The sequence below is a fragment of the Streptomyces sp. MGP-BFMKR1 genome (assembly GCF_057766585.1).
The window spans coordinates 5,154,163-5,167,298 of the sequence record NZ_CM173408.1 but is presented as its reverse complement, the minus strand read 5'-3'; the positions used below and the strand labels follow the sequence as shown (position 1 = coordinate 5,167,298).

9 protein-coding genes are annotated in these 13,136 nt (G+C 74.0%); 4 read left to right on the top strand and 5 right to left on the bottom strand.

Annotated elements, in window-relative coordinates; all coding sequences use genetic code 11:
* Positions 1 to 104 precede the first annotated feature (104 nt).
* Positions 105 to 317 (top strand): ribbon-helix-helix protein, CopG family, encoded by a 213-nt coding sequence (locus tag AC3CHW_RS20380; RefSeq protein ID WP_488467412.1) that lies wholly within the window; start codon positions 105 to 107, stop codon positions 315 to 317.
* A gap of 160 nt (positions 318 to 477) precedes the next feature.
* Here the strand turns inward: AC3CHW_RS20380 and AC3CHW_RS20375 are convergent, their stop codons facing one another.
* Positions 478 to 1,950: an NCS2 family permease gene (locus AC3CHW_RS20375; protein ID WP_488467411.1), complete on the bottom strand. Its 1,473-nt coding sequence runs from the start codon at positions 1,948 to 1,950 to the stop codon at positions 478 to 480.
* A gap of 313 nt (positions 1,951 to 2,263) precedes the next feature.
* Here AC3CHW_RS20375 and AC3CHW_RS20370 point away from each other — a divergent pair, with 313 nt between their 5' ends.
* Both AC3CHW_RS20370 and AC3CHW_RS20365 read left to right on the top strand, forming a co-directional pair.
* On the top strand, positions 2,264 to 2,659 hold the full coding sequence (locus tag AC3CHW_RS20370) for a DUF2530 domain-containing protein (protein WP_488467410.1): 396 nt from the start codon (positions 2,264 to 2,266) through the stop codon (positions 2,657 to 2,659).
* A 218-nt stretch (positions 2,660 to 2,877) separates the two neighbouring features.
* Positions 2,878 to 5,334, top strand: coding sequence for a cation-translocating P-type ATPase (locus AC3CHW_RS20365; RefSeq protein WP_488467409.1), 2,457 nt, complete (start codon positions 2,878 to 2,880; stop codon positions 5,332 to 5,334).
* Positions 5,335 to 5,467: 133 nt separating this feature from the next.
* Here the strand turns inward: AC3CHW_RS20365 and AC3CHW_RS20360 are convergent, their stop codons facing one another.
* Together AC3CHW_RS20360 and AC3CHW_RS20355 are read right to left on the bottom strand one after the other, a co-directional pair.
* Positions 5,468 to 6,241 carry a calcium-binding protein gene (locus AC3CHW_RS20360; protein ID WP_488467408.1) on the bottom strand — a complete coding sequence of 258 codons (774 nt, stop codon included), beginning with the start codon at positions 6,239 to 6,241 and terminating at the stop codon, positions 5,468 to 5,470.
* Positions 6,242 to 6,448: 207 nt separating this feature from the next.
* Positions 6,449 to 6,844: a RidA family protein gene (locus tag AC3CHW_RS20355; RefSeq protein ID WP_488471116.1), complete on the bottom strand. Its 396-nt coding sequence runs from the start codon at positions 6,842 to 6,844 to the stop codon at positions 6,449 to 6,451.
* Between the two features lie 142 nt (positions 6,845 to 6,986).
* Here AC3CHW_RS20355 and AC3CHW_RS20350 point away from each other — a divergent pair, with 142 nt between their 5' ends.
* The gene (locus tag AC3CHW_RS20350) at positions 6,987 to 7,964 is read left to right on the top strand and encodes a helix-turn-helix transcriptional regulator (protein ID WP_488467407.1); all 978 of its coding nucleotides are present in this window, start codon (positions 6,987 to 6,989) and stop codon (positions 7,962 to 7,964) included.
* A 43-nt stretch (positions 7,965 to 8,007) separates the two neighbouring features.
* Here AC3CHW_RS20350 and AC3CHW_RS20345 read toward each other — a convergent pair whose 3' ends face one another.
* Positions 8,008 to 11,595, bottom strand: coding sequence for a sacsin N-terminal ATP-binding-like domain-containing protein (locus AC3CHW_RS20345; RefSeq protein WP_488471115.1), 3,588 nt, complete (start codon positions 11,593 to 11,595; stop codon positions 8,008 to 8,010).
* 385 nt (positions 11,596 to 11,980) lie between these two features.
* Positions 11,981 to 13,018, bottom strand: a complete 1,038-nt coding sequence (locus AC3CHW_RS20340; RefSeq protein ID WP_488467406.1) for a DUF3027 domain-containing protein — start codon at positions 13,016 to 13,018, stop codon at positions 11,981 to 11,983.
* Between the last annotated feature and the right edge of the window lie 118 nt (positions 13,019 to 13,136).

The following is a 13,136-nucleotide window of genomic DNA, read 5'->3' as shown; positions in this document are numbered from 1 at the left end:
GCCTAACAAAACCCAAAAACGTTTCCCGTACGAATCACCCATACGAGTGGTCTCGTGCCATGAAGTGAACGAACGACACCACCCTCCCGGCAACGCTGTCCCGCATGGGATCAAAGGTGCTCAGCCTGCGGATCGACGGGGAGTTGCTGGACCGGATGCGCCAGCACGCCGCCAAGCGGGGCATGAGCGTGCAGGAGTACGTGGTCCGGACGCTGATCCGGGAGGACTTCGACGAACGCTTCCACGCCTCGCTGGACGAGACGGCGGCCTTCTATGACGAGCTGCCCGGCACCCCGTCCGACGCCCGCGCCCGCTGACGTTCCGTACGCGTACCCGGCGACGCCGGGCCCCGGACCGTACGCGAGGGCCCCGGACCGTACGCGCAGACGTCGGGCCCCGGACCGTACGGGACGACGCCGGGCCCCGGCCGGCGGGGTGCCGGCGGGGGCCCGGGGCGGGGGCGCGGAGGCGCGGGGGTTACTTGACGCCGAGGGCCTGCTCGATGGGGTCGAGCAGGAAGTAGACAAGGAAGCACGCGCCGACGACGTTGAGCAGCCAGGGGACCTCACGGAACCGCTGGGTCGCGACGCGGAGCAGGATGAACGCCAGCACGCCGATGCCGATGCCGTTGGTGATGCTGTACGTGAACGGCATGGCGATCATCGTCAGGAACGCCGGGATGGCGATCGTGACGTCGCTCCAGTCGATCTCCTTGATGTTGGCCGCCATGATCAGGAAGCCGACGACGAGCAGCGCGGGCGTCGCCGCCTGGGACGGGACGACCTTGGCCAGCGGCGTGAAGACCAGGGCGAGCAGGAAGAGGCCGCCGGTCACGACGTTGGCCAGGCCGGTGCGGGCGCCCTCGCCCACGCCGGCGGTGGACTCCACGAAGCAGGTGTTGGCGGACGCGGAGCCGAAGCCGCCGCCCGCGACCGCGATGCCGTCCACCATCAGGATGCGGCCCATCCCGGGCAGCTGGCCCTTCTCGTCGGTGAGCCCGGCCTCCTCGCCGACGCCGATGATGGTGCCCATCGCGTCGAAGAAGCCCGACAGCAGCACGGTGAAGACGAACAGACAGCCGGTGAGGACGCCCACCTCCTGGAAGCCGCCGAAGAGGCTGATCTCACCGATGAGCCCGAAGTCGGGGGCGTCCACCACCTTGTCCGGCACCTCGGGGACGGCCAGGCCCCAGCTCTCGTCCGGGATGGTCACGAGCGCGTTGATGATGATGGCGACGAAGGCCATCACGGTGATGCCGATGAGGATGGCGCCCCGCGTCTTGCGCACGATCAGGATGAACGTGAGCGCGAGGCCGAGCACGAAGACCAGTACCGGCCAGCCCTGGAGCTGGCCCCCGGTGCCGAGGCCGAGCGGGACGCTGGTGTGGGCCTTGTCCGGGTTGCGGGTGACGAAGCCGGAGTCGACCAGGCCGATCAGCGAGATGAACAGGCCGATGCCGATCGCGATGGCGCGCCGCAGCCCGCCGGGGATGGCGTCCATGACGCGCTGCCGCAGTCCGGAGGCGACCAGGATCATCAGCACCAGGCCGGCCAGTACGACCATGCCCATCGCGTCCGGCCAGCTCATCTTCGGGGCGAGCTGGAGCGAGACGACGGCGTTGATGCCCAGGCCCGCGGCGATGGCGATGGGCACGTTGCCGATGACGCCCATCAGCAGCGTGGTGAGCCCGGCCATCAGCGCGGTGGCCGTCACGAGCTGCCCGTTGTCGAGGTAGTTCTCGTACTTGTCGTGACCCGCTCCGAGAATGATCGGGTTGAGCACGATGATGTACGCCATCGCGAAGAAGGTCGCCAGGCCGCCGCGCACCTCGCGGCCGACGGACGAACCCCGCTGCGTGATCTTGAAGAACCGGTCGACGGCGTTCCGCGACTCGGGTGGGGGCGGGGGCGGCTGCGGGTCGTTGACCGCTGCGCTGGCCGAGGGGGACATGCGGGGACCTCAGTCGGACGGGCCTTGAGGGAAGGCGGGGATGGGGGGGTGGGACGGGGTGGAGCCGGGGGCGGGGCGGGCGGGGACGGGTGGGCCCGTCCGTCGGTCGACGCGGGTCGGCGGCGCGTGCCGCCGGCCTGTTCGCGCCCGCATTGGGATGTTCCTACGAATAAGTCCAGACGGAACTGGACCGTTGCAGTATGAACAAACAAGAGAAAGATTGCTATCTCCGCGCGTAGACCGATATAGCTCCCGGGCCGGCGAGCGGCGCCCACCCCGTTGGTCGACCGCGCGGACGGACTAGGCTTGGACCATGAAGAAGTGGACCCCCCTGCACGAGGCGCCCGAGCCCCTGGAGGGCAACGTCGTCGCCACGATCACCGGTGGCACGATCGTGTGGTTCGTCCTCTTCCTCGCCCAGCTCCCCTTCTACAACTGGTTCGACGACCACGACCACCTGTGGTGGCTGTGGACCTGCCTGGCCGGCGCCGGCCTCGGGCTGATCGGCATCTGGTACGTGCGCGGGCGCGACGAGGCCATCCGACGCCACGCGGCCGAGGCCGAAGCCGAAGCCGCCGCCACCACGCCGGCGCCCGACGGGGCGGCCGGCGGGGCGAGCGCGGACGACGGGGCGGCGGGCGGGGCGCCCGGAGACGCCGAGGCCCCCGCCGTGGCGCGGCCAGCGGGCGAGGCCGGCGCCACGGCGTGACGGCTCGCCTGCCGGCGCGGGTCTGCCGTGCGGGCGCGGCGGCCGGGGGCACGGGGACGCGATGGCACGGGGACGCGGTGGCGCGCGGGTGGGGCGACACGCGGGTGGGGGCGACGCAACAACAGCCTCAGAGGTTGCCGGCGGAGTTGTTAGAACTCCCACGCCGCTTTGGTGCGTATTCAAGGGGTGACCGCTGTCTTCCCCCGTACCTTCGTGTCATGACGTATCGGGCTGAGACCGCAGTCGACGAACCTGACCCGGACGGCGGCGCGGCCTCCGCACTCACCGACGCGGCAGCACGTCGGCCCGGCCACCCCGGGCTGAGCACGGCCGAGGTGGCGGAGCGGGTGAGCCGGGGCGAGGTCAACGACGTCCCCGTGCGCTCCTCGCGCTCCACACCGGACATCATCCGCGCCAACGTCTTCACGCGCTTCAACGCGATCATCGGCATCCTCTTCGTCGTCATGCTGGCCGTGGCGCCGATCCAGGACGCGCTGTTCGGCTTCGTGATCGTCGCCAACACCGCGATCGGCATCATCCAGGAGCTGCGGGCCAAGAAGACGCTGGACAGCCTGGCCGTCATCGGCGAGGCCAAGCCGACCGTGCGGCGCGACGGGGTCGCCGCCGAGATCCCGGTCGGCGAGATCGTCCTCGGCGACCTGGTGGAGCTGGGGCCCGGCGACAAGTGCGTGGTCGACGGCGAGGTCGTGGAGGCCGACGGCCTGGAGATCGACGAGTCGCTGCTGACCGGCGAGGCCGACCCGGTGCTCAAGCGCCCGGGCGACCAGGTGATGTCCGGGTCCTTCGTGGTGGCCGGTGGCGGCGCGTTCACGGCCACCAAGGTCGGCCGGGAGGCGTACGCGGCGCAGCTCGCCGAGGAGGCGTCGCGGTTCACGCTGGTCCACTCCGAGCTGCGCAGCGGCATCAGCCAGATCCTCAAGTACGTGACCTGGATGATGGTGCCCACCGCGATCGGCCTGGTCATCAGCCAGAGCGTGGTGGAGAAGAACGACTGGCGCGAGGCCGTGCGCCGGATGGTCGGCGGGATCGTGCCGATGGTCCCCGAGGGCCTGGTGCTGCTGACCTCGGTCGCCTTCGCGATCGGCGTCATCCGGCTGGGCCGCAAGCAGTGCCTGGTGCAGGAGCTGCCCGCGATCGAGGGCCTGGCCCGCGTCGACGTGGTGTGCCTGGACAAGACCGGCACCCTCACCGAGGGCGGCATGGACGTCACCGAGGTGCGGCTGCTGGGTGCCGGCGACCCGGCCGGCGAGGGCGCCGCGCCGGACGAGACTTACGTGGGGCGGGTGCTCGGCGCGCTCGGCGCCTCCGACCCGCGGCCCAACGCCAGCCTCCAGGCGATCATCGACGCGTACCCGCAGCCGGCCGACTGGGAGTGCACCGCCGCGCTGCCCTTCTCCTCCGCCCGCAAGTACAGCGGCGCTGCCCTGACCGAGCCGTCCGGCGAGGCCAGCGGCTGGCTCCTTGGCGCCCCTGACGTGCTGCTGCCGGCCGACGACCCGGCGCTCGGCGAGATCGAGGACCTGAACACGCAGGGCCTGCGGGTGCTGCTGCTGGCCCGTACGGAACGCGAGCTGGACGACGAGCGGGTGGCCGAGGGCGTGCGCCCGGCCGCGCTGGTCGTTCTCGAACAGCGGCTGCGCCCGGACGCGGCGGACACGCTGCGGTACTTCGCGGAGCAGAACGTCGCGGCCAAGGTCATCTCGGGTGACAACGCCGTCTCGGTCGGCGCCGTGGCCGGCAAGCTCGGGCTGCCGGGCGCCGAGCACACGGTGGACGCCCGCCGATTGCCCGCCGACCGCGAGGAGATGGCCACCGCGCTTGAGGACGGCGCGGTGTTCGGGCGGGTCACCCCGCAGCAGAAGCGGGACATGGTGGGCGCGCTCCAGTCGCGCGGCCACACCGTGGCGATGACCGGCGACGGCGTCAACGACGTGCTGGCGCTCAAGGACGCGGACATCGGCGTCTCGATGGGCTCCGGCTCCGAGGCCACCCGTGCCGTCGCCCAGATCGTGCTGCTCAACAACAGCTTCTCGACGCTGCCCTCGGTGGTCGCCGAGGGCCGGCGGGTGATCGGCAACATCGAGCGGGTCGCCAACCTGTTCCTGGTCAAGACCGTGTACTCGGTGCTGCTGGCGCTGCTCGTGGTCTGCTCGCAGGTCTCGTACCCGTTCCTGCCACGGCACCTGACGCTGCTGTCCACGCTGACGATCGGCGTACCGGCGTTCTTCCTGGCGCTGGCCCCGAACAAGGAGCGGGCGCGACCCAACTTCGTGCGCCGGGTGATGCGGTACGCGATCCCCGCGGGCGTCATCGCGGCCGTCGCCACCTTCGCCACGTACCTCGTCGCCCGCAGCCACTACACGGGCGAGGGCGCGCGGGACGCGGAGACCAGCGCGGCGACGCTGACGCTGTTCCTGATCTCCATGTGGGTGCTGGCGATCGTCGCGCGGCCGTACACCTGGTGGCGGATCGGCCTGGTGCTGACGATGGCGCTCGGCTTCGTGATCGTGGTCGTGACGCCGTGGTTGCAGGACTTCTTCGCGCTCAAGCTGGTCGGCACGTCGATGCCGTGGACGGCGGTGGGCATCGCGGTGGCCGCCTCGCTCCTGCTCGAGGTCGCCTGGCGCTGGGTGGGCCGGCGCTTCCCGGCCTAACGCGAGCCAGCGCGCCCGGGCGCTGACGACGGCGGACACGCGAGCGGGCCCGCGCCAGACGATGGCGCGGGCCCGACCCGTTTCCGGCGCCGCGCGCCGGGTGTCGCCGCCTTACGGCAGCGTGTACCTCACGTCACTTCACGTCGACGAAGTCCACGCCGGAGGCGACGGCCGCGTGGGTGCTGTAGCCGGCGAAGTTCCAGCGCCAGTCACCGTCCACCGACGCCTTGACGGTGGTCTTGTAGTCGCCGTTCTTGTTGCCCTTGACGGTCTTGACCGTCGAGAAGGTCTTGGCGCCCTTCTTGCGGAACTCCAGCTTGGCCGACTGGTTGCCGTGGTTGACCCACTTGTTGTCGCCGAAGACGTCCCAGTGGGCGCGGGTCAGCTTGCCCGTGACCGTGAGCGTCTTGCCCTTCTTGACGGGCTCGGGCGAGGCGTTGACCGTCAGCTTCCCCTCCCGCTGGAGCCGGAAGGAGCCGGCCTTGTCCGAGGTGAAGAAGTCGTCGTCCTTGGCGTCCACCCAGGCGTCGACGTACCAGGTGCCGGCCAGCGCGTTGGTGTACAGGTCCACGCGCGGGTCGATCTTGAAGGTCGCGGTGCAGGTGCCGACCTTCTTGTTGGTGGCGGCAACGCACTTGACGGCCTTGACCGGCTGGAAGAAGCCGGACGACGGGCCCAGAATGTCGATCTTTGCGCCCTGGATGCCCGAGTTGTCCTGCGCCGTGACGGCGACCGTGAAGGTCTTGGCGCCGCTCGTGCCGACGACAACGTTCTTGCCGCCGTTGACGACCACCTTGGTGATCCTGGTGTCGCCGTAGCCGTCCGCGTGTGCCGCCGTGGCGGTCAGACCACTCAGCACGGTGGCGCTGGTGACGGCGAGTACGGCCAGAGATGCGCTCTTGCGCATGAATCCCCCCATACGATGAAAAGGGCTCCATCTTCCCTGATGAGATGACGGAGTCCGACGGGAGCGACTGTACGTATTTCACCCGTCATTCACAACTGTTTCCGGAGCCCCACGAGTTGGGCCACGTCCCATACGCCCCGTCAGCCCTGTTAGCCCCGCCAGCTCGGCCCCGTCAGCCCAGCCTCATAAGTCCCACAGCGGCCGGCGTCAGGCGACGGCGGTTCCCTCCAGCTCGACCAACTGGCCGGGGACGGCCAGCCGCACCACCCCGAGCATGGTGGTGGTCGGCGCCACCCCGGCGGCGGCCAGCCGGGCCGCCAGCACGCCGTAGTGCTGGAAGAGCAGGTCGACGTCGGTCGTGTAGACGTTGAGCCGCACCAGGTGGGCGAGCGCCATGTCGGCCTCGGCGAGCACGGCCTCCAGGTTGTCGACGCTCAGCGCCAACTGCGCCGCCATGTCGCCCTCGTGCTGGGGCTTCCCCTCGCGGCTCATCGCGGTCTGGCCCGAGACGTACAGGGTCCGGGTGTGCCCGGAGACGACCTCACCCTGGTTGAACCCCAGCTCCGTCGACCACGGCACCGGGTTGATCGCCGTTCGCTCCACTGCCACGTCAGCTCCGTTCGTTGATGGTGGGCACGCACGCCCGTCGGCTCGGCAGCCGCCGTTCCGACGTCGTGGCGTTGTGGGAGGAGCCTCGCGGCATATCACGACACCCTCTGTCACGTATCGGCTTACAGTGCTGCGCATGCGTGCTGACCGGCTGGTTTCCCTGGTACTCCTGCTGCGCCAGCGCGGTCGGCTGACCGCGGAGACGCTCGCCCGCGAGCTGGAGGTGTCCACCCGTACCGTGCTGCGCGACATCGAGGCGCTGTCCGCCGCCGGCGTGCCGGTCTACGCCGAGCGCGGCCGGCACGGCGGCTTCGCGCTGCTGCCCGGTTTCCGGACCGAGCTGACCGGGCTCAACCACGACGAGGCGCTGGCCCTGCTGGCCGCCGGGTCGGCCCGTGGGGAGCGGGCGTTCGGCCTCGGCGCGGCGCTGGCCTCGGCCATGCGGAAGGTGGTCGACGCGCTGCCCGCCGACCACCGGGCGGGGGCGAGCGACGCCGCTCGGCGGCTGCTCGTCGACCCGGAGACCGACCTGCTCGCCCGGCGGTCGGCCACCGACCAGGTGCCCGCCGCCGCGCTGGCCGAGGTCCGGCGCGCGGTGCTGGCCGGGCGCAAGCTGCGCATCCACTACGCGGCCACGGACCAGCCACCCCGGTGGCGCACGGTGGACCCGATCGGCCTGGTCACCGTGCGCGACCGGGGCTACCTGCTGGCCACCCGGGCCGGCGCCGACCGCACGTACCGGCTCTCCCGGATCGCGGCGGCCGAGGAACTCGCCGAACCGGCGGAGCGGCCGGAGACGGCCGATCTGGACCGGATCTGGCGGGAGCGCTCCGCGCGGTTCCGCTTCGACGGGGAGCACCACGTCACCGCGCTGGTACGGGTGCGCCCGGCGCGGCGGGAGGAGTTGGTGGACACCGCGCTGGCCGTGCGCGCCATGGAGCCCGACGCGGACGGCTGGGCGCGCCTCGAGGTCACCTTCCAGGACGCGCGGCACGCCGAATGGGCGCTGTGGGAGCTGGGCGCGGACGGGGAGGCCGTCGCCCCCCGGTCGTTGCGCGCCTCGCTACACCAGCGCGCCACCGCGCTCGCCAGCCGCTACGACGACGCCCCCTGAGGCCGCCAGGCCCCCGCTCCTGCCCCCACCTCTCCCTCGGCCGTCAGGCGGTGCCCGGCGCGCCGTCGAACCAGCGGGAGCGGGCCAACTCCTCGGTGCGGGTGGGGTCTTCGAGGAGGGCGGCGACCTCGAAGCGGCGCTCCCACTGGCCGGCGGCCCAGCACAGGCCCGCCGCCACGCCCTCGACCGTGGCCGCGTGCAGCGTGCCGTCCACGTACCGCCAGTCCAGCTCCACCTGGCGCGTGCCCGAGCCGTCCGCGGCCCGCAGCTCGACCAGCAACTCCTCGTGCTCCACGTACGACAGCGGGGCGCCCGGCAGCAGTTCGCGGACCGCGTCGGCGACCTCGTGCGGCTCGCCGTGCGAGACCACCGGGGCCGGGTACGCCTCGCTCAGCCGGCGCACCTGGAGCAGTTCGGCCAGGTCGGCGGCGCGGGCCGGCGGGACCGGCAGCAGGGGACGCGCCTCGGCCATGGCGAGCGGCATCAGGTCCGGCGCGTCGGCGACCAGCGCGTCCGCCGCGTCCACCACCTCCACGGCGTACTCGGCGGCGTGCTCGGCCGCGTACTCGACCCCGTCCTCACCCTGCCCGTACGTCACCGCGCGCAGTTCATCCGGGAGGGTGACCTCCTCCGGGGCGAGCTGGGCCAGCGCCCCGTACAGGCCGCGGAGTTGGGCCGGGGCGACCTCGCTGTCCTCGTCGGCGAGCCGGGCCAGTAGTTCGGCGGCGCCGCCCGGCTCGTCGAGCAGCGCCCGCACCGTGGTGCGCACCCCGAGCGCGCGCAGCACCTGGGCGTCGACGTCGGCGGTGTCGGCCGCCTCGTACAGGCCCGCGAGCAGCGGATCACCACCGGCGGCCCGCAGCCCGGCCGGGCGCCGGCCGTCGAGCACCGGGTGGCCGCGCAGCCACCACGCCGTGTACGGGCGCACCGTCTCCGTGGTCCCGCCGGGCAGCAGCACCCGCACCGGGGTGGTGAGCGCGTCGCGCAGCGGCGGCTGGGAGAGCATGGCGAGGGCGAGCGGCCAGGCGTCGTCGTCCACCAGGTCCAGGTCGCGCACGGCCACGATCTCGGTGGCCACCGGGGGCACCGGCGTCGGCTCCAGGCCGTCGAGCAGGTCCTCGCACCACACGTCCACGGCGTCGAGCACGCCCACGTCGTCGGGCTCGGGGAAGTCGCTGTCCCGCGGTTCCAACTCGTCCGGGTCGAGCACCACGTCGGTGGCGCGCACCAGTGTGAAGCCGGCGAGCACGCCCACGGCCGCGAGCGTCTCCTCGCCCCACCGCTCGACCAACTCCGGGTCGCAGGTGGCCAGTTCACCCGGTCGGATGACGCGCTCGAAGTCGCTGCCGGGCACCACCAGGTCGCCGGCGAGTGCCGGTTCGCCGTCCTCGTCGGGCAGCGCGAGGGCGGCCAGCCACGGCTCGTCGCCGGGGGCCAGCCGGGCGTCGCGCACCAGCGCGAGCACCGTGTCGGCCAGCGCCTCGCCGTCCAGCGGGCCGCCCGGCGCGTCCTCGTCCAGGAAGGGGTCGAAGTCGTCGTCGGCCGCGTCCAGCGAACCGGCGACCGCGGCCCGCACCTGCGGCGTGGTCAGCACGGCGCGCGGCGTGGCCGGGGTCGCGCCCAGCTTCTCCAGCAGCGGGTGGACGGCGTCGGGGTGGGCCACCTTGAGGCCGAGCCTGGCCAGCGTGCGGTGCTGCCGGGCCGCGGCCTCCCCGGTGTCGGCGCCCGTGTCCGTGTCGGCGTCCGGTGCGGGGCCCTGGCCGGCGCCGTCGGGCAGCGGCAGCAGCACCTGGCGGGGGCCGATCGTCGTACGGACCGCGCCGCTCGCCTCGCCCCGCCAACCGGCCCCGCCGCCCAGCGGCGCGCCGGCCAGCGGCACCGGCAGGCCGCTGAGCAGCTCCGGGTCGGTGCCGGCCAGCGCGTCGTAGAGCCGCCGCCACCAGGCGGGCTGGCGCTCGGCGCCCGCGAGGCGCTCGATCATCTCGCCGAGCCGCACCCGGCCCACGTCGAGCGCGCGCAGCTCGGCCCGCCGCTCCAGGCCGGCCGGCAGCAGGTGCGGGAAGAGATCGGCGAGCACCCGTACGGTCTCGGCGCCCGCCCCCTCCAACACTTCCGCCTCCACCGGGCGCAGCACGCCCGGCACGTCGTGGGCCGCCGGCTCGGCGTACGGATCGGCGGGGTCGGCCACGGTCGCGGCATTGGCTTCCGCCTCGGCGCCCTCGGTCGGCCCGTAGGCGGTGGCCGCGCTCGGCAGGAACGCGACCCGGGGCAGCCGGTCGAGGACCAGTCGGCGCAGCGTCCCGTCGAGTTCGCCCTTGCCGAGCGGCTCGGGCACCAGGTCGAGCGTGCCGACCGTCACCGGGTGCCAGTCGCCGAGCAGCGTGGCGTACGCGTCGGCGGCGCGGGCCAGCAGGAAGTCGGTGAGCGGCCCGGGCGCGACCCGGCGCCGGGTGGGCTCCAGCGGGAAGGAGGCGATGAGCAGCGCGGGCAGCCCGAGCGGCTCGTCGGTGGGGGTCGGCGCGTGCACGACCGGCGCGGCGCCGCCGCGCGCGGCCCGCCCGGCGCCCTGGGCGCCGCCGTTCCCCTGGCCCACGCCGAGGTCGGGCAGGGCGGGCCCGCCGCCGATGCGCACCGGCGCGCCCTCGGCGTCCACCGGCACCGCCCAGGTCACCGACCACACGGGGCGCAGCCGCTCCTCGACCGGGCGGTCGGCGAGCAGGTCGGGGGTGAGCGGGCCGCCGTCGCGGGCGACACGCCAACGGGTGGCGCCGCTCTCGTGCGCGCTGTCCTCGATGACCACGTACGGGCCGTCCTGGCGGCGGCGCAGCGTGCGGACGCCCTCCGGGGTCTCCACGACGACCTCGGCGAGGCCGGGGAGGGTGAGCAGCAGCGAGGCGTCGACCGCGTCGAGCAGGCGGCGGGCCAGGTCCTCGGCGGCGCCGTCGCGCAGCGGCAGCACCACCACCGTGTCATAGCCCTCGGGCGCGCGGCCCTCGGCGGGCAGCGGCAGCCGCAGCAGCGGCACGTGACCCTCACGCCGGCGCAGCTCGTCCGCCAGGCCCGGGCTCGCGTCGGCCGCCCGCTGGGCCAGTTGCCGCGCCTCGGCCAGCGACCAGCGGACACCGCCCGTACGGCTCACGATGGCGGGCTCGTCGCTGACCGCGAGGACCGCGGCGAAGCCGACGCCGAACCGGCCGACGGCCAACCCGGCCTCCGGGCCGCCGGCACCGGCGTCGCCGGCCGGCGCCTCGTCGCGCTTGGCGGAGGCGCGGAGCGTGGACAGCGACTCGGCGCCGGCGGCGTCGAGCGGGACGCCGTTGTTGGCGGCGGCCAGCACCGCCAGGCCCGTGCCGTCGCCGCCCGCGCGCACCCCGGCTGTCTGGTCGGGCTGATCGCTCTCGTGCAGGGTCAGCCGGAGCCGCCCGGGCACCTGGGCGCGGGCCGCGGCGTCGGCGGCGTTCTGGGCGAGTTCGATGATGAGGCGGTCGCGGTAGCCGCCGAGTGCGAGGTCCTCCTCGGCGTTGGCGTCCTCGCGGAAGCGGGCGGGCGAGGCGGCCCACGCGTCCAGGACGCCGCGCCGCAGCCGCCCGGTACCGAACGGGTCCGCATCCCCCGTCGCGCCGCGCACCATCGCCGTGCTGCTGCTCACCTGTCGTCTCCCCTGTGCCGGTCCGTCGGCCCTCCGCACGCGCGGTGCGTACGGCATGCCGGCGGTGAACGTCTGCGGTGAACGTACCGCCATCCCGCCGTACTCCCCGACTCCCCCCGTCCGCCGGGCGAACTCCCCAGGTGGCGGCACGGTGGTGGCACGGCGACGGCCCGGCCGGGGTGGGGCGGGGTGGGGTGGGGTGGCCACGCCGAGGGGAGGCCCACCGCGCGCGGGGTGGGCGTGGCCCGGTGCCGGGCTGGGCCGGCGTACGCCTGGGTCGCCGCCCCGGGGCGGGGCGGCTCAGGCGGGGGCGGGCGGGGCGTGGTGGCGGGGCGAAGGAGTCAGGAGGGGCCCGTCAGGGGGCCCGTCAGGAGTGGCCGAGTTCCTCGGCCGGGCCGTCGGGCTCCACGGAGCCGCCGGTGCGGTCGGGGCGCAGGGTCAGCGGGTCGACCACCGTCTCGTCGATGACGGGCGGGGCCGGGCGCGGGGGCTTGGGCATGACGGCGGCCTCGGAGTGGCCGCCACAGCCGTAGCTGAGGGAGACCACGCGGCCGTCCGCCGGGCTGAACTCGTTGGCGCACACGCCGAACGCCTGCCGCAGCGATCCCGTCAGCGGCACCAGGAACCCGCAGGTCATGCAGGAGGCCGGGGCCGCCTGCGCCATCGGGGTCTGCGCCCCGTACGCCTCGTCCCAGCGGTCGGCCGCCACGTGCAGCCCGTACCGCGAGAGCACCCGGGCGCGCCCGAGGCCCAGCTCCTGGGCCACGCCCGCGATCGTGCCGATCACGGGCAGTTCGGAGCCGTCGGCGGCGGTGGCCGGGGCGCCGGCCACGGGCACCGGCTGGGTCGCCGGGGAGCCGGGCGTGACGTCGGCGTCCTCGGTGTCCGCGAGCTGGGCGAGTTCGCCGGAGAGCGGAGCGCGCCCCGCGCCGGCGGCGCCCTCGGTGCCCGCACCGCCCGGGCCCTCGGCGACCGCGCGCACGGGCGAGCCCTCGTCGGCCAGGACGGAGTTGGGCGGCGGGGCGTCCTCGCCGGTGAAGCCCGGCTCCAGGCGCAGGTCGTCCGCCTCGGTCGGGAGCAGGTCGCCGGGGCCCATGTCGCCCGGGCGCAGCCGCTCGCTCCAGGGCACCCACTCCGGCGCCAGCAGCGCCTCGGGCCCGGGCAGCAGCACCGTCTCGTCGAGCGTGACGACCTTGGCGCGGGAGGCGCGGGCGACGGTCACCGCCCAGCGCCAGCCCCGGTAACCGGGTTCCGCGCACTCGAAGAAGTGGGTGACCACGCGGTCTCCGTCGGCCGCAATGGCGACGTGTTCGCCGACGGGGCCCGGGAACGCCGCCTCCTCGGCCGCCGCACGGGCAAGATCGACCGCCTCGGCGCACAAGCGGTCCGGGGTACGGCTTCGCATCGCAGCACTCACAAGAATCGATTCTCTCCTACGCCGTCTCACGAGCGCGCCGGCCAAGCAGCCGGGACAGCGGACGGAGCGGACCTGTGGACCGCGTCGACGTCCGCGCCCGAACGGC